This is a genomic window from Taibaiella soli, from assembly GCF_003236175.1.
Classification (GTDB): domain Bacteria; phylum Bacteroidota; class Bacteroidia; order Chitinophagales; family Chitinophagaceae; genus QKTW01.
The window spans coordinates 241,099-265,702 of the sequence record NZ_QKTW01000019.1 but is presented as its reverse complement, the minus strand read 5'-3'; the positions used below and the strand labels follow the sequence as shown (position 1 = coordinate 265,702).

General features: G+C 43.8%; 22 protein-coding genes. 16 read left to right on the top strand and 6 right to left on the bottom strand.

Annotation, left to right across the window (positions count from 1 at the left end; translation table 11 throughout):
• The coding region (locus DN068_RS15145) for an immunoglobulin domain-containing protein (protein WP_123985366.1) at window positions 1-3,134 on the bottom strand (3,134 nt) is incomplete at its 3' end.
• Between the two features lie 967 nt (window positions 3,135-4,101).
• Between DN068_RS15145 and DN068_RS15140 the strand changes: the two genes are divergently transcribed.
• Window positions 4,102-5,667: a flavin monoamine oxidase family protein gene (locus tag DN068_RS15140; protein ID WP_110999769.1), complete on the top strand. Its 1,566-nt coding sequence runs from the start codon at window positions 4,102-4,104 to the stop codon at window positions 5,665-5,667.
• Between the two features lie 261 nt (window positions 5,668-5,928).
• Here DN068_RS15140 and DN068_RS15135 read toward each other — a convergent pair whose 3' ends face one another.
• The gene (locus DN068_RS15135) at window positions 5,929-6,450 is read right to left on the bottom strand and encodes a hypothetical protein (protein ID WP_110999768.1); all 522 of its coding nucleotides are present in this window, start codon (window positions 6,448-6,450) and stop codon (window positions 5,929-5,931) included.
• Between the two features lie 282 nt (window positions 6,451-6,732).
• On the opposite strand from DN068_RS15135, the gene DN068_RS15130 reads away from it, so the two are divergent.
• From DN068_RS15130 to DN068_RS15075, 12 genes are all read left to right on the top strand, one after another.
• Entirely contained in the window at window positions 6,733-7,125 is a 393-nt protein-coding gene (locus tag DN068_RS15130; protein ID WP_110999767.1) for a hypothetical protein, read from the top strand.
• Window positions 7,126-7,346: 221 nt separating this feature from the next.
• Window positions 7,347-7,649 carry an urease subunit gamma gene (ureA, locus tag DN068_RS22400; protein ID WP_110999766.1) on the top strand — a complete coding sequence of 101 codons (303 nt, stop codon included), beginning with the start codon at window positions 7,347-7,349 and terminating at the stop codon, window positions 7,647-7,649.
• A gap of 18 nt (window positions 7,650-7,667) precedes the next feature.
• The gene (ureB, locus tag DN068_RS22395) at window positions 7,668-8,036 is read left to right on the top strand and encodes an urease subunit beta (protein ID WP_110999765.1); all 369 of its coding nucleotides are present in this window, start codon (window positions 7,668-7,670) and stop codon (window positions 8,034-8,036) included.
• Between the two features lies 1 nt (window position 8,037).
• Window positions 8,038-9,759: an urease subunit alpha gene (gene ureC / locus DN068_RS15115; RefSeq protein ID WP_110999764.1), complete on the top strand. Its 1,722-nt coding sequence runs from the start codon at window positions 8,038-8,040 to the stop codon at window positions 9,757-9,759.
• A 111-nt stretch (window positions 9,760-9,870) separates the two neighbouring features.
• Window positions 9,871-10,368 (top strand): urease accessory protein UreE, encoded by a 498-nt coding sequence (ureE, locus tag DN068_RS15110; RefSeq protein ID WP_110999763.1) that lies wholly within the window; start codon window positions 9,871-9,873, stop codon window positions 10,366-10,368.
• Window positions 10,369-10,372: 4 nt separating this feature from the next.
• The gene (locus DN068_RS15105) at window positions 10,373-11,059 is read left to right on the top strand and encodes an urease accessory protein UreF (protein ID WP_110999762.1); all 687 of its coding nucleotides are present in this window, start codon (window positions 10,373-10,375) and stop codon (window positions 11,057-11,059) included.
• Between the two features lie 67 nt (window positions 11,060-11,126).
• On the top strand, window positions 11,127-11,765 hold the full coding sequence (gene ureG, locus DN068_RS15100) for an urease accessory protein UreG (protein ID WP_110999761.1): 639 nt from the start codon (window positions 11,127-11,129) through the stop codon (window positions 11,763-11,765).
• A gap of 30 nt (window positions 11,766-11,795) precedes the next feature.
• A complete protein-coding gene (locus DN068_RS15095) occupies window positions 11,796-12,635 on the top strand; it encodes an urease accessory protein UreD (protein ID WP_110999760.1) in 840 nt (279 codons plus the stop codon).
• 26 nt (window positions 12,636-12,661) lie between these two features.
• Window positions 12,662-13,363, top strand: a complete 702-nt coding sequence (locus DN068_RS15090; protein WP_110999759.1) for a hypothetical protein — start codon at window positions 12,662-12,664, stop codon at window positions 13,361-13,363.
• A gap of 43 nt (window positions 13,364-13,406) precedes the next feature.
• Entirely contained in the window at window positions 13,407-14,273 is an 867-nt protein-coding gene (locus DN068_RS15085; protein ID WP_110999782.1) for an urea transporter, read from the top strand.
• A 38-nt stretch (window positions 14,274-14,311) separates the two neighbouring features.
• Window positions 14,312-15,577, top strand: coding sequence for a hypothetical protein (locus DN068_RS15080; protein ID WP_110999758.1), 1,266 nt, complete (start codon window positions 14,312-14,314; stop codon window positions 15,575-15,577).
• Between the two features lie 11 nt (window positions 15,578-15,588).
• Window positions 15,589-17,820 carry a TonB-dependent receptor gene (locus tag DN068_RS15075; RefSeq protein ID WP_207798955.1) on the top strand — a complete coding sequence of 744 codons (2,232 nt, stop codon included), beginning with the start codon at window positions 15,589-15,591 and terminating at the stop codon, window positions 17,818-17,820.
• Window positions 17,821-17,823: 3 nt separating this feature from the next.
• On the opposite strand, the gene DN068_RS15070 is transcribed toward DN068_RS15075, so the two are convergent.
• Complete coding sequence (locus tag DN068_RS15070; protein ID WP_110999756.1) at window positions 17,824-18,726, bottom strand: helix-turn-helix domain-containing protein; 903 nt, start codon at window positions 18,724-18,726, stop codon at window positions 17,824-17,826.
• A 288-nt stretch (window positions 18,727-19,014) separates the two neighbouring features.
• Here DN068_RS15070 and DN068_RS15065 point away from each other — a divergent pair, with 288 nt between their 5' ends.
• Window positions 19,015-19,854 carry a hypothetical protein gene (locus DN068_RS15065; RefSeq protein ID WP_207798953.1) on the top strand — a complete coding sequence of 280 codons (840 nt, stop codon included), beginning with the start codon at window positions 19,015-19,017 and terminating at the stop codon, window positions 19,852-19,854.
• 103 nt (window positions 19,855-19,957) lie between these two features.
• On the opposite strand, the gene abc-f is transcribed toward DN068_RS15065, so the two are convergent.
• On the bottom strand, window positions 19,958-21,559 hold the full coding sequence (gene abc-f / locus DN068_RS15060) for a ribosomal protection-like ABC-F family protein (protein WP_110999755.1): 1,602 nt from the start codon (window positions 21,557-21,559) through the stop codon (window positions 19,958-19,960).
• A gap of 288 nt (window positions 21,560-21,847) precedes the next feature.
• On the opposite strand from abc-f, the gene DN068_RS15055 reads away from it, so the two are divergent.
• Together DN068_RS15055 and DN068_RS15050 are read left to right on the top strand one after the other, a co-directional pair.
• Complete coding sequence (locus DN068_RS15055) at window positions 21,848-22,285, top strand: MarR family winged helix-turn-helix transcriptional regulator (protein ID WP_110999754.1); 438 nt, start codon at window positions 21,848-21,850, stop codon at window positions 22,283-22,285.
• Between the two features lie 142 nt (window positions 22,286-22,427).
• Window positions 22,428-22,988, top strand: a complete 561-nt coding sequence (locus DN068_RS15050) for a cysteine hydrolase family protein (RefSeq protein WP_165836412.1) — start codon at window positions 22,428-22,430, stop codon at window positions 22,986-22,988.
• A 129-nt stretch (window positions 22,989-23,117) separates the two neighbouring features.
• On the opposite strand, the gene rpiB is transcribed toward DN068_RS15050, so the two are convergent.
• Together rpiB and tatC are read right to left on the bottom strand one after the other, a co-directional pair.
• Entirely contained in the window at window positions 23,118-23,570 is a 453-nt protein-coding gene (gene rpiB, locus DN068_RS15045; protein WP_110999752.1) for a ribose 5-phosphate isomerase B, read from the bottom strand.
• 14 nt (window positions 23,571-23,584) lie between these two features.
• The gene (gene tatC, locus DN068_RS15040) at window positions 23,585-24,388 is read right to left on the bottom strand and encodes a twin-arginine translocase subunit TatC (RefSeq protein ID WP_110999781.1); all 804 of its coding nucleotides are present in this window, start codon (window positions 24,386-24,388) and stop codon (window positions 23,585-23,587) included.
• Window positions 24,389-24,604 lie beyond the last annotated feature (216 nt).

The following is a 24,604-nucleotide window of genomic DNA, read 5'->3' as shown; positions in this document are numbered from 1 at the left end:
AAAGCTACCCAGAAAGTAGTAGTGCTTTGCAGACTTGGACTGTAACTAGCGCCCGTAGCCACTTGCATGGTCCGTAAAGAATCCTGATACCAGATCAGTGTTTTGCAACTAGTGTCACTTGAATTTGCCATCAGGTGTACGACACCTGTGTCACAACGTGTATCTGGAGTTGTAGTCGGACTAGCTGGCAGCATGTTGATCGTGCCAATAACCGGAACAGAAGCGCTGTAACAACCCGCATTTGTCTTACAAGCTACCCAGAAAGTAGTGGTGCTTTGCAGACTTGGACTGTAAGCAGGCCCTGTAGCCACTTGCATTGTCCGTAAAGAATCCCTGTACCAGATGAGTGTATGGCAATTGGTATCGCTTGTATTTGCCATCAGGTGTACAATACCTGTATCGCAACGTGTATCTGGAGTAGTAGTTGGATTAGCTGGCAGTTTATTAATAGTGCCAATAACCGGAACAGATGCACTGAAGCAACCCGCACTGCTTTGACAAGCTACCCAGAATTTGGTAGTGCTTTGCAGACTTGGACTGTAACTAGCTCCCGTAGCGACTTGCATGGTCCGTAAAGAATCCTGATACCAGATGAGTGTTTTGCAACTAGTGTCGTTGGTATTTGCCATCAGGTGTACGATGCCTGTATCACAACGTGTATCTGGAGTAGTAGTCGGATTAGCTGGCAGTTTATTAATAGTGCCAATAACCGGAATAGACGCGCTATAACAGCCTGCTGCACTTTGACAAGCTACCCAGAATTTGGTAGTGCTTTGCAGACTTGGACTGTAACTTGCTCCTGTAGCCACTTGCATGGTTCGTAATGAATCCTGATACCAGATGAGTGTATGGCAATTAGTATCGTTGGTATTTGCCATCAGGTGTACAATACCTGTATCGCAACGTGTATCTGGTGTTGTCGTAGGATTCGCTGGCAGTTTATTGATCGTGCCAATGACCGGAACGGATGCACTGAAGCAACCCGCACTGCTTTGACAAGCTACCCAGAATTTGGTAGTGCTTTGCAGACTTGGACTGTAAGCAGGTCCTGTAGCCACTTGCATTGTTCGTAAAGAATCCCTGTACCAGATGAGTGTATGGCAAGCGGTATCACTACTGCTGGCACTCAAGTGTACGATGCCCGTATCACAGCGCGTATCTGGCGTAGTAGTCGGATTACCTGGCAGTCTGTTGACTGTCGCTGTTACCGGAACTGATGGCCCGAAACAACCCGAACTATTTTCGCAAGCTACCCAGTAAACTGTAGTTGCTGTGACATGTGGACTAAAGGTGCTGCCGCTATCCACCAGATGCGTACGCAACGAATCTGTGTACCAGAATTGTTTTTTACAACTGGTATCGGTTGAGTTTGCAGTGAGCGTTACAACACCTGTATCACAACGGGTATTTCCTCCACCAGAAGTTAAAGGAACCGGTGCCACAGGAATCGGATTAATAATCGCTTCTGCAGGAGCGCCCAGACTGAAGCAACCCGCCGAATTCTTGACAACCACATAGAACGTAGTCGTCGCTGAGAGATTACGAGTAATAGTCAAACCGGTATCTACCCTGGTGGTCAACTGCTGATTCGTAAACCAGACAATAGAATCATAGCCAGGATTCGCCGTCGCTTTGAGCGTTACAAGACCCGCACCACAACGAGCTGCGGTGTCAGCCAATGGCGCCGGACTGCCCAGATTTACGAGCAGATTCTGCTGGCAGGTACTGGTACAGCCATTTTTACTGACGACAAGTGTGTACGTGCCCTGTTGGGTAATCTTTCCTGTGGATTGCGTACTGGCGGTAAAGCCGGCAGGCCCCGTCCAGGAATAGCTATCCATACCCGGCGGTCCACTGAATGATGTAGAATCATAGGAACAGATAGAACTGTCACCCGTGATGCTACATACCGTTGGCGGATTGATCGTTACATTCTGTCGGCAGGTATCTTGTAGCGTGGATGCATTGCCAATCGCTACATTTATCTGGTAGGTGCCCTGATTGGCGAATGTAATAGCGACAAAGCTATCATTCGGATTTGCTACCTGCGGTGTAATCGTTACACCGGCAGAAGGACTGACAAACCATACAAACGTGGTAGCCTGAGATGACTGCGGCACTTTGAAGTACAGTGTAGATCCTGCACATGCGGATTGAGGACAAGTAATTAAAGTGCCCTGCGCATTCGCACACAAAGATTGTGGTGGCATTAATTCACCTGGACAAACCGGTGGTACTATAGCGATAGATGTTTGCAGTGCTCTGTCTTGATCACCAATATTGCCAAGGCTTGGGGGAGACCATGAGTCTGCTGCCATATGGTAAGGGGAGCCATTGATCAGGGCCGCTGTTTTATTGCCCCAGTCAATAAATCTTGAAATGTGGCCACCCCAGGCCATTACAACGGTTGATTGTGTAGGAACGAATTGTACGGTAAAGGAGACTTCCTGGTCTGCAGCTGCTAAGTTGAGCACATCTGGACCAAAGGCGTATTGAATACCATAAGCCTGCACAAACGTTGCCCCGAATATGGAGATACTGTTCCGTTTGTTGTTTGGATTGAACGGATTTCCGGATGCGTTATAATCACAGATCTGTCTAAAGTCTGCATACGCATTTGATGCTCCGGGAACGGCTGAAGTAGAGATGTAGTTTGGAATAGAAACACGCAGAAAATCGGGCGTATTCGGAACCCCGCTTACGTCTGTACTTAGTGGGTCTACTGCTTCGGGTGTACTATGACTTAAAAATGTGTGCGGAGAAAGACTACTGTCCCCGGTGATGAAATCCAATGCATAGCCATTGCTGTGCGTTACCTGATAGGTCATTGTCAGTGTCACAGTCTGTCCAACCGTCAAACCTGTCATGACGGCTCTGTAAGGGACTGAATGGCCTTCTACATAGTGCGCCTTGTTGGCGTTTACGTTACCATTCACCCAGGTTACCGGAGATGTCGGAGCATTCGCCGGTCCGTTCGCACCTTGGTCCAGACTGAGCTGTGCGTTCTGGCCGAAGGACGAAAATGTAAATCCAAGAAATGAAATAAGAATCAGAATAAAACCCCGTAGCGAGGGGTAGGATCGCTTGCGTTCAGCTAAAGGCACAAAGATAAACTTGGCCGTTTCCTGTTCCATGTTAGGCGTAATTTTTATGACATGATTTCTTTTTTTTAGAGGTAAAGCCTCAGAATGCAACTGCATTCTTAATGATGCGTTGTGGCTTTGATCATGGAAAAAAGCAGAGCGGACGAGCAATGCTGTATTACGCGATTAGCATTGCCCTGGTGACAAATAATAGAAAAGGGGGGAGTTACAGTAGTAGTTGCTCTGGCATAATTAGGAGATCAGAACCGACGTGGTCTGTCCGGTTACGTTACACAATGAAAAAACTATAACAAAGGAAAATATCACACAATGAAAAAGAGTCGTCGGGATACAAAGGAATGTATCGGGAGAGTGACAATGCATCAACGAATGATCGATGCGACGTGCGACTAGTGCGTGGTGTTGCAATCTCTGTTTCACGAGTATTGCTGTTTTGCTTTTGTTAAAAATAGGGGTCTGTAGATTTGATTGCAAATTACAATATATACATATGTATATTCTATTTTTCAATGTAAATATCGTGTTAATACGATTGATATTTGGGGGTATTTAATACCACCATCACTAAGACAATGCGTTAGATGCCACAATATTTTTTTGAAATTATTTCTGGCAAAAAAGTCACTCAAAATCGGTTTTCATTTCAAATGATCGATTAAGATTTTCAATCAGCTAGTTAGCAGTAAAATGCAGTTTTTAGCCGAATCTGTTCCACATAAAACTGTTTTCTGTTCAGTCGACAATTTTGTTGGCTTGATCCTGGATTTTATCAGAGAAGCAGTTATAATACTATTTACAGCATCGAGATATTTAATACAGAGCTGGCGTTTTAATAATATTTAAGTGCATGATATAAATCATAAATCCCACCAAAGTTGCCCCAACACTTATTTTCAACTTGTACCACTTAAAAATTCCTCTTACTTTGCGCCCGCAAAAAATGCTGTTGTTCCGTGCCGAAAAAATGCACAAAAGGCAGTAACTATTTTATATACTCATGGGTAAAAATGTTCTGATAGCAGGTGGTGGTTTTTCAGGGTTGTACAGTGCTCTAAAATTAAGTCAGCTGGGTTATGAAGTAACAATTATCGAAGCATCGTCCAACCATTGGGGCGGTCGCATCGAAACCACTGAAATGGATGGTTTTATCACCGAATGGGGGCCAATGCGCTTTGAGACGCGTTTGCAGCCCAAATTCGGGCAACTGATCGAGGACCTGAATATTGAGCTTGTTCCGTTCAACGGTCCTAAAGCCAATCCTTCCCCGTATCCGCATTATGATTTGCCTTTGCAGGAACAAAACCTTGATGCGCTTGAGCTTTTGCGCCGCGGTATTCTCCTGATGATGGGCAGAAACCCGAATAATCCGCTCGATTATTGTTGTCAGGAATGGATCGATAGTCTCACTGAGGATGATTATCGTGCAATGCGCAAAGAAGCTACGCTCCACGGAAAACCGCTGTGGAAAATGGGCTTCTGGAACGCACTGAGTGAAGATGGCATTCTCTCTCATCAGGCATTGATGAAAATCCGCGATACCGGTACCTTCTACCACATGATTCCGGATAACCTGAATGCTATTGAATGGACCATCTGGTGGCTGCGTGCATTTAAAACTGATGGGCAGATTTTAGCGACCATTAAAAAAGGTTCTAAAGAAATTACGGACCAGCTTATCGCTAAACTGAATGCGCAGGAAAATGTAACATTGATTTCCAATGCAAGGCTGATTTCATTTCAGGCGATCTCGGGAAATAAAGTAGGCGCTATTTATGAGCACAACGGCGAGCGTAAGACTTATCTTGCTGATCATCTCATGCTAGCCATGCCGCAATATCCTTTATTGCAGCTCACACACTCATTGCCGCGGCATATTGCCTGCAATCTCAATGCAGTGAATGGTTTTGCAATGACTAAAGTATTTTTCTTTATCAAAAAACCATGGTGGGGTTATAGTCAAAGTCCACAGGCCAGAGCCAATCGTATGCCTACCCGTGAAATTCACTATTTCCGCCGTCCGCAGAATAATGACTTTGATGGCCACGGTATGATCTTGCTTTATACCGACAGACCGGCGACTGAATATTGGAATGTTTATATTGAAGACCGCAGTACGCATGACGCTGCCGAAGTAAACAACAACGATGAGATCAAACATCAGTTTGCCAACTTCATGTCCAAAGATGTGTATCGCTCTTTGCAAGGTAACGAAGCTATGTCTGTTTCAGGTCTCCGCCTCACGAAGGAGTCCATTCAGACATATGCGAACATGACGCTTGATGAAATCAAGGCCGATATCGAAGCCTCTATTGTTTCTTATGGCATCCGCGACTGGTCCTGCGCGCCGTACGGTGCAGGCAATCACTGCTGGCGCCCCGGTGTAAAATCGTGGGAGATCCAGGAGGAATTCAAAGCCTTTGCGCTTGATGGCTCTGAAGCGAAAAATGTACACATCATCGGTGAAGCATATTCGGATTATACCGGTTTTATAGAAGGCGCACTTAACTCCGCAGATTGGGCATTAGAAGAAATTATGAAGATGGAACCAGGGAGTGTGGCTTAAGTACTTCCTAAAATATTATCGACAAAAGCAGGCAGGATCTTCCTTGTCTGCTTTTTCTTTTTCGGACGTGCCCTTTCAGGTCGGGCTATCCGCTGCAAGTCCTCATTTCGCTTCGCTCCATTCCGGGCTTTCCGCTGCTATCCCTCACGCTTTTTATAAACATGCTGTTCAGGATTATTCTGTACAGAAAAGCATCATCACTGGTGCGAAAAAAGAAATAGCTAATTTCGAAACAGATTCATGTTTATTGGTTAGAGGCTTTCAATTTGCTTCTTTTTCTTGCTCAGACCACCCTGAATGAAAATAGATGTTCTTGGCGATTTCAATGCCATCGTCTTTATAAGTTCCGTCTGTGATGTCGAGATGGTCGTCCCCTCTGAAACGATAAACTTCCCTGTTTTCATACATCGAAATATGGTACACATCCTCGTCGTACATGAAATCCTGGAAGAACTTGATGCCGTAATCTGTTAGAAAGTCACCTGATCTATTGATGTCTGGAGCGTCATAAATAGTCTGCGATTCCTGGAAAAGCGCCCGGCCTGTGTAGTGTACTTTAAAAGAAGCCATGCTATCATGTTTTTTAAATAGCTTTTGTTTGATCTCATGAATGTATTGGAAGTCTGCCTTTCTGCTGCTCAACAGTTTCCGATAGTATTTTGCATCGTGTCCCCAATATCCCGAAAGGCGAGGAATTATGATCTTTACCAGAATAAACATTGCAGCTAAAAACAGAAGTATTTTCTTTTTATCGGACGAAAGACCAGAGAAATAATTAGTCATGTTTTGATTAGAATGGGTTTATTAAGCGTTCTGAAATTGAGAATGCCTTTACAGAAAAACCTGTAAATATATATTGGTCTCCGCGAACAGCTGTCTGCAACGCTATTCCTGCCGGTCTTTGCACGAATCCCTCCATTAAACATCAGATGTTTTCAGATAACCATTCAATCACAAGGTTATACAAAAGCCCGAAATTGAACAAAAAAGTCGTGATTTGTGAAAGTGAGCGTTTGCCGACACGTTTACATTTGCCTAGTAATTGTTTCAAAGACACTGGCAATAATGAGTGTAACCGCTCGCATATTTATTTGGGTTTCTCTTCTCTTCTTCTTCGCAGGTTTTACCACGAAGAGTGATGCCTTTGCTATCGCAAAACGTGTTCACGGACATTACCAGCAGTTACATTCGGCTAAAACATCAATCACGCATCAGTCTAATGCACAGGTCAACATTCAAAGCGATGATTTCTCCGTGCAGGATGCAGACGATGTAGACTCTGACGATCATAACGATGATGTATTCATTTCGGCAGTGCTGAATTATGCCGCCACTGTTTTTTTTCAACAACATACACAGGTAGCATATCTGCCGGCACCGCCCGAAAGACCTGCGTTTAGTTTTACAATTCCCCGTTACATTCTTTTCCATTCTTTAGTAATCCCGCCAGCCGTTTAGGTTGATGGCTGTACCCCACGTTGCTGCAAATTTTTACATTTTGTAATCTGGCATTACATCTCTGTGTATGTAGTTGATTTGCATCTACTTGTAGATTTCTTTTTTCGCCTCGCTTCTGCAAGTTATAGTTTCTGTATTCTTATGCATTAAGATTGTTTCATATATTTAATATGAAATTATAAAACATACATCCATTCATTAACCACTAAAACTTTCAAGGCATGCATCTTACGCCAAGAGAAAGCGAGAAGCTGCTGTTGTGGCTCGCTGGAGAGCTCGCAGCTAAAAGAAAGGCCCGGGGCCTTAAGCTCAATTACCCGGAATCGATCGCTTATATCAGCAGTCATTTGCTGGAAGCCGCTCGTGATGGAAAATCAGTAGCGGAACTGATGCAGTACGGCGCTACCGTGCTCACAAAAAACGATGTGATGGAAGGTATCCCAGAGATGGTACATGAAGTGCAGATCGAGGCAACCTTTCCGGATGGAACCAAACTGGTCACTGTACACAATCCAATTCGCTAACCGAAAAAATCAAAAAACATGATTCCCGGAGAATACTTTATCGGCAAAGGAGACATCGAATGTAATGTCGGCCGTAAAACAGTGAAGGTAAAAGTGACCAATACGGCTGACCGTCCGGTACAGGTTGGTTCACACTGCCATTTTTTTGAAATCAACCGGAAGATGAGTTTCGACCGTGAAAAAGCTTTTGGCATGCGGCTCAATATTGCGGCAGGCACTGCTGTGCGCTTCGAACCCGGTGAAGAAAAAGAAGTGGAGCTCGTTGCTTTCGGAGGTGGCAGACGCGCATTTGGTATCAATAATCTGGTCAACGGAGACACCACACTTGAGGTCAATAAACAACACAGCTTAGCTAAACTCAAATCAGAAAACTTCAAAAACAAATAGCATGAGCCTCAAAATAAGTAAGCTGAAATATGCCGGCATGTACGGGCCCACAACTGGTGATAAAGTGCGCCTTGGCGATACGGATATTATCATCGAAGTAGAAAAGGACTATACTGTTTATGGCGATGAAAATAAATTTGGCGGTGGGAAAACCATCCGTGATGGTATGTCTCAGTCGAGCACGGCTACTCGTGATCAGGGTGTGCTGGATCTCGTTATTACAAACGTAACCATCATCGACCACTGGGGTATCGTGAAAGCGGATATCGGTATCAAAGACGGTAAGATCGTAGGTATTGGTAAAGCCGGTAATCCGGATACAATGGACGGCGTGCATCCGAACATGATCATTGGTGCCAGTACAGAAGCGCATGGTGGTGAAAACCTGATTGCAACGGCCGGCGGTATTGATACGCATATTCACTTCATCAGTCCGCAGCAAATTGAAACAGCTTTGTACAGTGGTGTTACAACCATGATAGGTGGTGGTACTGGTCCGGCAGACGGAACTAATGCAACTACTATTTCCCCTGGTAAATGGTACATTGAAAAAATGCTGCAGGCAGCTGAAGCGTTCCCGATGAATCTCGGTTTCTTCGGTAAAGGTAACTGCTCTACAGAAGCTCCTTTGGAAGAACAAATCGAAGCTGGTGCGCTTGGTTTGAAAATTCATGAAGATTGGGGTGCAACACCTGCTGTAATCGATGCGTCACTGAAAGTGGCGGATAAATACGATGTGCAAATTGCCATCCATACTGATACACTCAATGAGGCGGGATTCCTGGAAGATACGATGAACGCCATCAACGGTCGTGTAATACATACCTTCCATACAGAAGGTGCTGGTGGCGGTCACGCGCCAGATATCATCAAAGCGGCAATGTACCCGAATGTACTGCCTGCATCTACCAATCCAACTCGTCCGTATACTGTAAATACAATCGATGAGCACCTGGATATGCTGATGGTATGTCACCACCTGAGTAAAAATATTCCGGAAGATGTTTCCTTCGCGGATTCACGTATCCGTCCGGAAACCATCGCAGCAGAAGATATCCTGCACGATATGGGCGTATTCAGCATTATGAGTTCGGATTCACAAGCAATGGGCCGTGTGGGTGAAGTAGTGACGCGCACCTGGCAGACTGCGGATAAAATGCGCAAACAACGCGGCGAACTGGAAGAAGATAAAGGTCATAAAAATGACAACTTCCGCGCAAAACGTTACGTAGCAAAATACACCATCAATCCGGCAATTGCACACGGTATCTCTCAATACGTAGGTTCTATCGAACCAGGTAAAATGGCCGATATCGTATTGTGGAAGCCAATGCTGTTCGGTGCAAAACCGGAAATCATCATTAAAGGCGGCATGATTATCGCAGCACGCATGGGCGATCCGAACGCATCTATTCCAACGCCGCAACCGGTTATCTACCGCAATATGTTTGGCGCGTTTGGTAATGCATTGTCTACAACCTGCGCTACGTTTGTATCTCAGGCTTCGCTGAAAAATAATATTGTGGAAGAATACGGTTTGAAAAAAATGGTATTGCCGGTAGTCGGTTGTCGCAATATTTCTAAAAAGCATCTCATTCATAATGATAAAACTCCGGAGATCACAGTAAATCCGGAAAACTACGAAGTACGTGTAGATGGCGAGAAGATAACCTGCGAACCAGCCAAGGAATTGCCATTGGCACAGCGTTATTTCTTGTTCTAAAATATCTGGGGCTGTCTTATTGATAAGACAAAGGAGAATGTTGCAGGCATTGCCTGCAACTCATTCTCCGGATTTCAGACATTAAAAAACGCGTTTTAAAAGAGCTAACACATGATCATAAATGAAGTAGCAGGCAATCTGAAACAATTCGATCCCGGAAACCGTGTGGTGGATTTGTTGCAGATAGAATGGTTTGAAGCTACAAAGCGTATTCAGCGAAAGAAGACAAAAAGCGGAAGAGACATCGCCATCAAATTTCTGAAAGAGGGGCAACGCTTAAGACAGGATGATATTTTGCTGATCGACGATGAAACTGTTGTTGTAGTTGATATTATTCCTTGTGATGCCATTGTCGTGAAACCTGCGTCTTTACTGGAAATGGGCAGTGTTTGCTATGAAATTGGCAATAAGCATTTGCCGATGTTCATTCAGAATGATGAAGTACTGCTGCCATTCGAAGAACCGATTTTTAAATGGCTGACCGTAAGTGGTTATAATACGCAGAAAACACATACACGCCTGATGAACCTGCTCAATGCTACCGTGCAGCCGCACGGACATGGAAGCAACAGTTCGCTTTTCTTTAAAATCATGAATCTCGGAAAATAAGGCTATGAAAAATTTTATCGGAAGTTTACTTCATCTGAGTGATCCAACCTTACCGATCGGCGGTTACAGTCATTCTAACGGATTGGAAACTTATGTACAGCAAAAGTTGGTAAAGGATACAGCAACAGCTGCATTATTTGTGCGCAATATGCTAACCAACAATCTGCAGTATAATGATGCTGCATTTGTACGGCTGGCTTATGAGGCAACACAAAATGGAGACATTACTATGTTGCAGCAACTCGACGATGAATGTGCTGCATTGAAGACGGCACGTGAAATCAGACAGGCAAGCCAGAAACTAGGTCTCCGGTTGATAAAAATATTTAAGCGTCAGCAGGCGTCTGAAATTATTGACGCATACGAAGCAGCAATTGTTTCAAAGAAGTCTGAAGGCCATTATTGCATTGCATTTGGCATCTATGCCGCCTTGCTGAATATACCTGTTCATGAAGCGTTGTACGCTTTCTTTTATAACGCCACAGTGGGCATGGTTACTAATGCCGTGAAATTAGTGCCGCTCGGCCAGCTTGACGGCCAGGATATTTTGTGTGATATGCAGCCTGTTATCGGAACGCTTGTAGAAAATGTTTTGCAACTGGATCGCAATCTGGTAGGGCTTTGTAATATCGGCCTGGATGTCCGTTGTATGCAGCACGAGCGACTTTATTCCAGATTGTACATGTCTTAAATGATCAAGACATTTTTCAAACATCAGCTGATTTTTCAAACATTACAAAACGTTTAAAACCTAAAAAATGCAAGAGAGAAAATATGTAAAAATTGGTGTGGCAGGTCCTGTAGGATCAGGTAAAACTGCATTGTTGGAACGCCTTTCCCGCAAACTTATGAATGAATACAGTCTCGGCGTTATCACCAATGATATTTACACAAAGGAAGATGCCGAGTTCCTTACCAAAAACAGTTCCTTGCCTAAAGAACGCATTATCGGCGTAGAAACAGGTGGTTGCCCGCATACTGCTATCCGTGAAGACGCGAGTATGAATCTGGAAGCAGTAGAAGAAATGGCATCCCGCTTTCCTGAAATAGAACTGATATTGATTGAAAGCGGTGGTGATAATCTTTCAGCTACTTTCAGTCCGGATCTTGCAGACGTTACCATTTTCGTTATTGATGTTGCCGAAGGTGATAAAATTCCACGCAAAGGTGGTCCTGGCATTACCCGATCAGATTTGCTCGTGATCAATAAAATTGACCTCGCGCCTTATGTAAATGCAGATCTCGGTGTTATGGAACGTGATGCACGTAAAATGCGCAACGGTCAGCCATTCGTATTCACCAATCTTATGAGTCTGCAAGGATTAGATAAAGTGATTGGCTGGATTAAGAAATATGCGCTGCTTGAAAGCGTAGAGGAGCCGGAATTAGTGAGATAGTGCATTGTACAGCAATTCAACGACACAAAAATGATCAACAGACTAAATATAACTACGGGATATAAAGAAGGGCGTTCTTATCTGAAAGACACCTTCTTTACCCGCCCGTTCCGCGTTGCCAATATTGGAGAAGACAGATCGGATCCGTCTTTGTATCTGATGGTGATGAGCTCTTCTCCGGGTATACTGGATAATGATCATTACGATATAAACATCCAGCTGGAACCCGGTAGCCGACTGCTGCTGGAGTCACAGTCTTACCAGCGGTTGTTTAATATGCAGACCGGTGCACAGCAGGAAATGAAGATTAATCTTTCGTCAGAAAGTACTTTCAGCTATATCCAGCACCCGGTGGTACCGCACGAACAGTCCATCTTCAAAGCTCATAATATTGTTCAGCTGGCAGATAACAGCAGTTTTACGCTGGGCGAAATCATAACCTGTGGCAGAAAACATTCCGGCGAAGTGTTTCGTTACACAAAGTTTCAGAATCTGACAGAAGTCTTTTACAAAAATAAAATCGTTTTGAAAGACAATGTGCTGCTGCAACCACAACTGGCAGATATGATGACGATTGGACAAATGGAAGGCTTTACGCATCAGGCTACATTGATACACATCAATACCGGCGCGCAGGATCTGGAAGAAGTGATAGAGCGTACCTATCATTTCCTGGAAGGAGAAGAAGACATTGCTTTTGGTGTTTCCCAACCATTTGCTTCTTGTATGATGGTGCGTGTTTTGGGAAATGGCGGAGAGCAATTGTATAACGCATTCCGGCAAATACAACGACAACTCTGGAACGACGCGGTCCCGACAATGCTAGCTCATAAAGAAATTACTCCCGTCGTAGCAGCAGTGACAGCATAAAAAATGATGGCGCAAAAGAATAAGTGATGAATACTACATTAACCACACTCATACTGTCAGCAATTACGATTAGCTGTCTGCACACCGCTTCCGGTCCGGATCATTATCTGCCGTTTATTGTATTGTCGCGATCCAGAAAATGGAGTATTTCTAAAACAATCTGGTGGACGGTCATTTGTGGTATCGGACATATTTTGAGTTCAGTATTGCTCGGACTTATTGGCGTGCTGGTAGGCTGGCAACTCTCCCGCTTGTCTGTATTTCAGGATATCAGGGGGAATGTTTCAGGCTGGTGCCTGTTACTGTTTGGTATTGCCTATTTGTTGTGGGGACTTCGTAAAGCGTATCTCAACAAGCCGCACAAGCATTTCGAAGTGTACAACAACGAAGATATTTATGTGTATGAGCACCGGCATGGCGAGGCAGTGTTGCCGCAAAACCGGGTGAAGATTACACCCTGGATATTGTTTGCCATTTTTGTAATGGGACCCAGTGAACCGCTTGTTCCGCTATTGTTTTATTCTGGCGTGCGTCGTTCTTCATTAGAAATTATTGTGCTTATAACCGTCTTTGCAGTGTTTACAGTGCTCACCATGCTTACTATGGTACTGATCGGTTGTTACGGCTATTCATTTTTCAAGACAGACAAACTGGAACGTTATGTTCACGCCATTGGCGGCGCTGTCGTTACTATCTGTGGCGTCGGCGTTTTATTCCTTGGCTGGTAAAAAGATAAAATCACACACACGCTTCATTAAAAACATCAAAACGATGAACGAAAACAAAACATTTTTCGCAACACCTTACCTGAAAGGTGTTGGGCAGATCATGCTTCAGGATAGCGCCTGGACAGGTTTGTTTTTTCTGGCAGGTATCTTTTTCGATTCTTATATCCTTGGGCTGGCAGCTGTACTCGCCGTTGTAGTCGGTACGCTTACTGCGAAGGTGCTAAAGTACCCGGAAGAAAATATTAATATGGGCTTGTATGGCTTTAGCGCCACACTTGTTGGCGTGGGCATGGTTACTTTTTTTGAACCGGCGCTCATCGTTTGGATTGCTATTGTTGTTGGCTCCGTTGTTGCAACGATACTGCAGCATTTATTTATTAGCAGGAAAGTGCCGGGTTTTACATTCCCTTTTATATTGGTGACGTGGATACTGTATTATGTTTTCACCCACGTGTATAAAGTTAATGCACCTGTAGCCAGCATAGTTCCCGCCGATCATGATCTGGATGATCTGGTGCTCTCCAGCCGCGGATTTGGCGAGGTTATTTTCCAGGCTAGTATTGTCGCTGGGGTGTTATTTATCATCGGTGTTTTTCTTTCTAGTCCTATTGCTGCTTTGTATGGTCTGGCAGGTTCCGTAATCAGCGCTGTTGTAGCTTTTTATCTGGCAGAGCCAATAGCTGGTATTTCACAGGGGATGTTCAGTTTCAATGCAGTTTTGTGTGCCATTACATTTGCAGGCGTTAAACAGAAAGATGGCATATTTGTTTTGATTTCTGTGCTGTTGGCGATCGCTATTGAAGTGTTCATGATCAAACTTTCTTTTACGCCGTATCTCACGTTCCCATTTGTGGCAGCCTGTTGGATCACGATTCCAATCAAAAAATTGATACCACAATCCACCAATTAATATTTTAATACCGCTGAGTTTTTTATAAAAGTACTAGTATGAAAAAACATACATTATTGTGCGTATTATGTCTGGCAGCAGGTCAGGCCGCATATTCCCAGATCTCATTCTCGTCGAAGGCGCAGACTGCCGATGGCAAGCCATTATACGAGATGGAATTTTCACCAAGATTAAAATTGAATGGCTACCTGAATTTGGGTGGCAATGATATCAATACATCGCAATCGCTGAATGCGAATTCCGCGGATCCATATAATCCGTTGAAAGACAAAAATGCAGATGGTAATATGTATCAGACGCAACTTGCGTGGAAGACAACTTACAATGGTTTTGCAAAAGGCCCTTTGGTTACTTATGTAGAAGGCCAATGGTGGGGCGCGCCGGGTGCCGGCGGTAATTTGCAGCTGCGTGTGGCTTACGTTGATTACAATCACTGGCATATAGGTCAGGACTGGACATTCTTCGGTGGCGGTGTGCCTACCTGGTACAACACACTTGATTGGGAAGGCCCGAATTCGGGTACCTGGGCACGACATCTGCAGGTGAAATATTATAACAACTTCGGGGAAGATAAGTCCTGGAAAATAGAAGGTGGTATTGAGACTACCGCTCAATATCTCAAAATCGCTGGTGGTCCTACACCTGGTCAGTTTTCTGTTGATCCGATTGTGGCAGTTACCAAAGGCTTGTCCGACTGGGGTTTTGCGCGTTTAGCAGTAATGGGTCGCAGCATTCGTTATGAAGAAAATCCGACTACCAACAAAATGACGATGGGCTGGGGAGTTAATGCCAATTTCAAAGCAAAAATAGATGAGAAGAGCAACGTAATGGTGCAAGGGCTTGCAGGCTCTGGTATTGCCGGTTCGTATACGCTCTCCGGTGAGTTGTTTGGCAATGGCGGTGCTGGCAATATGTACGATGGTATTTACGATCAGACAGGCGCTTTCAAAACTGTTCCCGTATTGGGCGGTTCTGCAGGTATTGAATATTTCTTCGGAGCGAAGAAAAGATTGCATTCCAATCTGGTACTCGGTTACACAAGTATGTCATACAATGCAACTCCGGCATCATTGGTACAGAGCAGTGTCGTTAATGACAATGCGGCGGGTGATTTCGTAAATAAGAATACCGAATCTACAACGCATGTTGGGCTCACCTTTGTCGCGCTGAATGCGATGTGGGATGTTACCAAGAATTTCACCATCGGTGTGGAATATAATACAGGTTCCAAACAAATTATTAATACCGTCAACCAGAGCTCTGCGGTCAACCGTATTGCTGCTGGCATTATGGTGGGCTTTTAGACAAAATATCCGTGGGTAAGAGGTCTGTTGTTATACTAGTGTTGTTGTTCTGTTGTTTTACTCCGCTTTTCGCGCAGCAAAAAATAAACGGAATTGTTACAGATGATAAAAAACATTTGTTGGTAGGTGCCATTGTGTCTTGCAGCAGCAATGGCGCCACCACAATGACCCAACAGGACGGAAGTTTTCAGATCACGCTGCAACATTTGCCCGATACGTTGATTGTGTCACTTGCCGGCTTTAAAAGTCAATATTACCCGGTGTTACAGCGCGCAGAACTGCATATAGCTATGCATTCTTATGATGGTGCTTTGAACGAGGTGGTGATTACTTCTAAGCAGGCTGAAGGACAGTTGATGAAAATTGACCTGGATAAAACACCTGCAAATACAGCACAGGATTTGTTGCGGAAAGTGCCCGGACTTTTTATTGCACAACATGCCGGCGGCGGAAAAGCAGAACAGATTTTTTTGCGCGGCTTCGACAACGATCACGGAACAGATATTGCTATCAGCGCAGATGATATTCCCGTGAATATGCCTTCACATGCACATGGTCAAGGCTATTCCGATCTTCATTTCCTGATTCCGGAAACCATTGAAAGTATAGATTTTGGTAAAGGATCTTATTATGCGGATAAAGGTGATTTTAATACATCCGGGTACGTCACTTTCCACACTTTTGATGCTGTCAGCAATAGCATGGTGAAAATAGAAGGAGGCAGTTTTAATACCGCCCGGATTATGGGTGTGGTGAATTTATTACATAAAGATTCTGCGCAGCGCAATGCTTACATTGCAGGTGAATACAACTATACAGACGGGCCGTTTCATGTAAAACAAGATTTCGGCCGATTAAATCTTTTCGGGAAATACAATCAGAATGTAGGTCGCTTCGGAAGATTTAATGTGCAGGCCTCGGTATTCAATTCAAGCTGGAATGCATCGGGGCAGATTCCCGAACGTGCGGTATCGGAAGGGCTGATTGACCGATTTGGATCTATTGATACAACAGAAGGTGGTAGTACTTCACGAATCAACGTGTCGGCCAGCTACACATATCGACCCAATAGTCGCGAGGAATGGAAAAGCAGTTTTTACTATTCTCATTATGTGTTCAATCTTTATTCCAATTTCACTTTTTATCTGGTGCACCCGGATCTGGGTGATGAAATCCGTCAGTACGATAACCGCGATGTCTATGGCATGAATCATAGCTACACGCAGCATTTCTTTTTCAATCACTACAAGTTGGACTGGACATCAGGCATTGGTGGTCGTTTTGATGATATTCATGATCTGGAGCTCAGTTATGTAACGGCCAGAAACACGCTGAATGAGCGACTCGCCTGGGGCAAAGCACAAGAAGGAAATCTGAATGCCTATACTTCCGCAGAACTTACCTCTGGAAGATGGCGGATTTATGGCGGTGTGCGCGCCGATTGGTTTTACTTTAACTATTATGATAAACTGCAGCCAGACTACAATAGTACCTCCTACAATAAAGCCCGTGTAAGTCCTAAATTCAGCGTTTTTTACAATCTTTCAGATAACGTTAGCCTGTATGTAAAAACAGGTTTAGGTTTTCATTCCAATGACGTGCGCGATGTGGTGCTGCAGCAAGGTGCTGATATTCTCCCTCATTCGGCGGGTGCTGATTTGGGGGCGGCGATTAAACCTGCAAAAGGTCTGATCATTCGGCCTATACTCTGGTACACTTATATGAGTAGTGAGTATGTCTGGAATGGTGATGAATACGGTGTTAGTGATGTAGGTGCTACGCGCAGGTTTGGTGCTGATTTTTCGGTACGCTATCAACCATTTCCATTTCTGTATTTCGATGCTGATCTCAACTGGGCGGTGCCGCGTTTGATAGATGCACCTAAAGGCGATAATTATGTGGAACTGGCACCCACGCTCACTAGTACAGGTGGCATTGGTGTGCAGACGAAAAATGGATTTACTTTTAATCTCCGTTATCGTTACATGCATGACCGTCCTGCTACGCAAGACAATAGCGTTGTGGCTAAAGGCTATTTTGTAAACGATTTTTTAGCGGCTTATCGCTGGCGGAAATGGGAACTGAGTATGCAGGTCCAGAATCTGTTTAACGTACAGTGGAATGAGGCAATGTTTGCGGAAACCACGAGGTTGAAAGGCGAACCAGCAGCCGGTGTCGAAGATCTTACCTTTACACCAGGCACTCCTTTCTTTCTTAAAGGAGGCCTGACTTACTGCTTCTGATCATTAAACGCTCTTTGCCTGTTCGCCAGAAGTATTGTCCGCTCTGAAAGCCGACGGTGATTTGCCGGTCACTTTCTTAAACATGCGCGAAAAATGCGACAGCGATTGGAAATTGAGGCTATCGGCTACATCTGCAATATCACGGCCCATATCGCGAAGCAGGATCTGACTGTGCAAAATACAGACTTCATTGATCCACTGTTTGGGCGGTTTTCCAGTAGCTTTCTTTACACATTTATTGAGATAAGTCTCTGAAATATTTAAAGTGCGTGCATAAAAAGATACTTCTTTATGTTCTGAATGTTGTTGCTGTACCAGCTCTCTGAATTTATGCATAATCTCCAGCTCACGTGCTATAGCCAGCGGTTTATGTGGCAGCTGTGCAATGATCTTAAGCAGTATCGAGCGAAAAAGGGCAATGCTTACAGCATCTTGTGTTGCCGCTGCGTGCAGTTCTTCTTCCAGTAATTCAAAAGCCTTCGTCATCCAGCTGTGCAGCTGCTCGGGAATGTTTGCAAACGGACTGGATGAAAAGAACGTAAAGTCCTGCTGACTTAGCGTTACCGTTGTGACCACATCACTTTCATAGATCAGATAAAAGCCTTCAATATCATCCGAAAGTTCATGGGTTCGGGTAATGCTGCCTCTCTTTATATTTAAGATCTGTCCCGGACCGACAATATAATTTTCGCTTTCCAGCTGCTGGCGCAAAAATCCTTTTGTAACGAACACCATAAAGTTAAATGACGTGCGGTAAGGAGGTACGGGAATCACAATCTCCTTTAGATAATGCTCTATCCGGTACAGTTGCAGATGAGATTTGTCATACAATATCCGCGTATTGATGTCTGGCAGAAATTGCTTTTTGTACTCATAGCTACTAAGAATCAGAAGTGGTTTTTGCATGCCGTTTGCTTGGTTCGTCGTTCTTTTAAAACTGTGTCATAAAAAGATTATCAAATCGGATGCCAGAAACAAGTTTTTTCTGAGATACTCCGTAGTATTTTTTAGACGGAAAAGATGTTGTAGGGTTTGCCTGAGCAGAAATCTTTCCCGAAGTTACACTGCACCGGTCAGAAGAACTTTTTCCTTTCTATATTTTTCTTTGCCAATACATCTAAAATTTCTGTAATAAATAGTAACTTATCAGATATTTGTGTAGGCGACTTATAACATCATTAAACACACATCAAAATGAAACGACTACCCGGAATGCGTTTATTAGGCCTCATTTTGGCTGCAATATTGATTTTTGGGAACGAACGGGTAGCGGGGCAGCAATTCAATTCAGACAGCTGGCTTTCAAAACCTTGCGGTATGGTGACGCTGATCCCCACGCTAGGGCAACGGAATTCTATGCTGATGACGACGTTTTCACTATTTCCCCGGTGGGAATTTACGGTCGCCGGATATATGTATAACAATGATGGTGATCCACGTACGGACGATGGCTATTCGACTTCGCTCTATGCCAAGTATATGTTTTATGAGAACAAAAGCCAGACGGGCGGCGCTGCTGTCAAAGTCGGAACAGGTATGCGCCCGGGTACTATTTCGGGCGAAGACCGGACAAAAGATGCGTTTAAGACTTACTGGATGAATGTTCCATGCACCATTCCGTTTTTTAATAATAAACTTTCGCTGGATTTAATGCCCGGCGCGAGTGTTACCCGGAATTTCGGCGGCAAGGATCAGGATGATGCCTGGGGGTTCACTTATTCCACAAGGGTGGCCTGGTATCCGTTTAATATGGAATGGGCGGCAGTTGGCGAAATATTTGGCACTACCGGAGAAGCAGGGACATTACCTGAATATAAAGCTGGTATCCGCTGGGAGCCTAGTCAGCATGCTGTTTTCGCGTTTACGTACGGAAATGAATTTAAAGGCACCAATGGCGCAGGATTCGAATTTGGCATCATGCTTTTCTCTCCGCCATTCGTTTGTCTTAAAGGAATTAAACTCGGAAAACTCACTAGTCCGATTAAGAAAACGCATCCTCCAAAGAAAGAAGAAGACGAGGATACTGATGAATGAGGTGCTTTCTAAAAGCTGTTTATAAAGACGTCAGATGTTTATTGTGTAACATCTGACGTCTTTCGTTTTTAATAATAGCTCAAAATCCGACCATCGAAAATCTTCAACTTTCAATTGTGGCAACTGCTATCTCCCGGCTGATGCCGATCTGTTCCAGGAAATAGGCATCGTGAGAAACTACGATGATTGTTCCTATGTATTCATTGATGGCAGCAGTTAGAATTTCGATGTTCTGGATATCGAGATTGTTTGTTGGTTCATCCAGGATGATCACGTCCGGTGCCGTATTTTTTATAGTAAGGCAGCAAAGTATCAATCTCATCTTTTCGCCGCCGCTTAAAGCCGAACAAGGCTTATCCCAGTATTTTTTTGTAAACAGAAAATGTGTGAGTTTGCTTTTTACTTCGTGCTCTTGTAAATGCCCGGTATTAAACGATTCTGCCTGTTCATAAACGGTACGTTTATTATCGATAAGCGAATAATCCTGGTCAATATAAATAGAAGAACTATCTGCGCGCTGAATAGTGCCGGATGTTGGTTGCAGCTCGCCCAATATTATCCTTATCAATGTGGTTTTGCCCGAGCCATTTGTTCCTTTAATGGCAATCCGGTCACCACTAATAATCTGGAAACTCAGCGGTTGTTGCCATAGGGGACGGCTGCCGTAGTCATAATTGATATCACCCGCGGTAATCAAAACTTTTCCGATGTGCAATGCGGAATCATCAAAGCCGATTTTCATTTTGTCTTTGTCCGGCATTTCTTTACGCAGTTGATTCAATTCATCTGAAATTGAACTTACTTTTTCGGCATGTACATCTTTTGTCTTAGCGGTGCTTTTTTCTGCATTGTTGCGTAGCGTGTTCATGGAAATGGTTGGCAGGCCTGCTTTTTCCTGTTTCTTTTTGCCGCGTGCATCTAGTTTTTGCTGTCTTTCTATGGATTCTCTTTCTACATCTTTTGCTTTGCGCAATGCTTTTTCCTTACTCTTCAGATCCTCACTGAATGCATTCGCCTCAACAGCTTTTTGAGTGACATAAAATTCATAATTGCCACCGTAAGCAGTAATGCCTTTTTTACTGAGTTCAAATACTTCTGGCAAGAGATTGAGCAGTGTACGATCGTGACTTACAACTATCAGCGTTTCGTTCGTAGATTCTATGTAGTTGTACAAAGCAATTCTGCTTGTGGCATCCAGGTGATTACTCGGTTCATCCAGCAAAACAATTTCCGGTTCATGAATGATGATGCCGGCCAGAAACACTTTTGTTTTTTGGCCGCCGCTCAGTTTGTCCATACGCTGGAACAAATCGAGGCCTGCAAGATCCCAATATCGGAGTGCCTCCTGGCATCTTTCTTCAATCGTCCAGTCATCATCCAGCAGCGTCATGTTTTTTTCTGTAACATCGCCGTTGAGAATGGCCCGAAGCGCGCGCAGTTTATCATCAATGCGCAAAGCTGCCGCAACGCTCAGTTCATTGTACTGGCCGAAATGCTGCGGAATATAGTATGGTTTAGAATCAGTTTTAACTGTGCCGGATGTGGGCGCCAAAATACCCGCCATAATGCGGAGTAGTGTAGATTTACCAATACCATTATTGCCGATCAGTGCAATCTTTTCCTGTTTATTGATCGTGATATTTAAATTGTCGAACAGTAAATCCTTATTAGGATGTACGTACGTAAGATTTTGTAACGTAAGCATGATTTCTTTCCTGAGAGAAATGAACAGATAACGGGCCGCCCTGTTGGTGCGCCTGTTTTATGTCTATCGAAAGAAATTTGTTTCTACATGCTGGATACGTACTTCGTGAAGTGATGACAAAGATACGTAATTGAGTTATGACTTTTAAATTATGAGTTATAAGTTGTGATTATCGTGGGATTTAAGTGACGGATTGCGCAATTTGATTGCACCCTCAAGTGTAAATTGTGCCTCCTTAGAACGTGAAACTTAGTACTTACAACTTAGAACTTACAATTATCTTTGCGCATGGCTTCAAAAACGGATAAAGCAGTAGCATACGGAATTCGGGAACTGGTTTCCAGAATGCATAAACGTCTGCGCAGACAGGTAAACACACCAGATCAGATATCGCTTACGGAAGTCAATGTGGTATCTGTGCTGATGCATAGTCAGGAACCTGTTTCGCCGTCTGAACTATGTGCGCAGTTGAATATCTCGTCACAGTTTATGTCTCAAATCCTGAACCGGCTTGATAGTATCGGTTTTCTGGTACGTAAACCTTCTCCGGCTGATAAAAGAAAAGTTTTGATTTCCCTTAGTAAGACCGGTTTTGCCAAAATTGATGAAATGCGCCAGCAAAAAGAAGAATGGCTTGCCAATCTGATCGCCGAGCATTTCGATGCGGAACAAAAAAAAGTGATACAAAAAGCATTAGATCTGCTGAGTAATCTTCCCGATCTGTAACTAACGATAAAATAATTTGCTGTATAAAATTTATCAAAGTAGCTTTGCAAAGTTATTTTGATAAATAGCGTTGTGATGCGCTTATGTCACATTGCATTTGTCAGAAAACACCACTCTGAACAAATTAAAACAAAGCATGAGTATGCAAAACAAAACAGTCCTTTTGGTGATGGACATTCAAAAGGGAATTCTCAGCCGTCTGCCTGAATCTGCGTCATTGATGACAAAAGTGGAGCAGGCTGTAGCAGCAGCACGTGGTGCAGGTGTTCCGGTAGTTTTTGTGAGATTATGTTTCCGTAAAGGTCATCCGGAAGTAAACGCTGCGAATCGCCTGTTCGGGCCAATGAAAGGGCAGGCAGATCTTTTTATTGAGGGGCACGAAACAACAGAAATGCCGGATTCTATTACACCGAAAGAAGGTGAAGTAATCGTCAATAAAAAACGTATCAGTGGTTTTGCAGGTAGCGATCTGGAAATGATCTTGCGCGGCTATGGCGCAGAAAATCTGGTAATGTTAGGGCTTTCTACCAGTGGCATTGTATTAAGCACATTGCGTGAGGCGCTTGATAAAGATTATGCAGTTACAGTGCTGGAAGACGCTTGCGCGGACAACAAAGAAGGCATGCATCAGTTTCTGACGCAGACATTATTCCCTTCTTATGCGAATGTAACGACCGTAGACGCTTGGGCGAAATCTCTTTAATTTTCTATGATACAAAAACGAACGTCCCCGCCATTTGGCGAGGACGTTCGTTTTATTATATGAGATGACTCACGACTGACTGCTCACAACGCACAAAAATCCGTGATCAAAAAAGAGCCATCTGCGATTTTACTTGCTGATTTTTTCAACACGACGTTCATGACGACCGCCTTCGAATGCTGTGTCGATGAATGTATTTACCATTTTATCTGCCAGATCTTGCGCTACAAAACGAGCCGGAACACACAGTACGTTTGCGTTGTTGTGCTGACGGGATAACGCAGCCAGTTCTTCATTCCAGCAAAGAGCTGCACGTACACCTTCGTGTTTGTTAGCTGTAATAGCTACACCGTTACCGCTGCCACAAACTAGAATACCTGCCGCTGCTGTACCGTTTTCTACCATTGTAGCTACCGGATGAGCGAAATCAGGATAGTCAACACTGTCCAGGCTGTAGGTGCCTTTGTCTTCTACTTTCCAGCCGTCTTTTTCCAGCATGTTTTTGATGGCTTCTTTGTAGTCGAAACCGGCATGATCGGCACCGATTGCTATCGGCAGTTCTTTGTTAAATACAGATTGCATATGATGTTTGTTTTTTATTCAAGTTCTTTTGCAGCCAGGCGTTTCTTACGTGCTTTTACCGCACGCTCGCTGATTACAATGGAAAGTTCGTACAAAAAGTACAAAGGAATAAATACGAGGAAACAGCTAAACCAGTCTGGCGGCGTAATTACCTCAGAAAGAATAAGTAATATCAGAATCGCATAACGGCGCTGTTTGCGGAGCATTCCCGGTGTCACAATGCCAATGCGCGAAAGGAAAAAGATGACAACAGGCAGCTCGAAAACAATACCCATGCCGATGATCAGATCGCTGAGGTTTTCGTAGTAGTTATCTATAGTAATGATATTTTCAAATGACGGACTTAACTGGTAGCCGGCAAAGAAGTTGATCGTGTAAGGAAAGATCAGGAAGTAGGAAAAGAATACCCCCGCAAAAAACAGGAGTGAGCACCAAAAAACGATACCACGCGCATATTTTAATTCAGTAGGTTTTAATGCCGGGCGGATAAACTTCCAGAATTCCCAAAATACATATGGGAACGCCATAATAAAGCCGAGCATGAACGATACCGAAAAGGCCATGATGAACTGACCGGCGAGTTCCGTGTTTTGGAATTTCATTTTCACATCTGGCAGACAAAGTGCGTCGATGTGAAGTATGTTTCCCAATTCGCAAAGCCATCTATAGGAAATGAAGCTCGAATGTGTAGGTCCGAGGATGATGTGGTCAAAAATCCATTCTACTTTGATAAAGACAAAGATGGCCATAACAAGAATGGCGATCAAAGATCTTACAATATGCCAGCGCAGATCCTCGATATGATCGAGAAATGTCATTTCTGCCAGCGGATTTTTTTGCCTGTTTTTTATGAAGTTGTCTAAAAGGCTCACTGTACGTGTTGCTTAACGTGGCGCAAAGGTAGGTAAATAAAAACGGGCACTCACATGTTTAGCAAACTATTACCAAAACGACTTTTCCGTAATTGGGGCATCTTATTTTAAAAATCATTTTGTATTATCAGAAATGAATGTCTATCTTACGCAGATATTTGG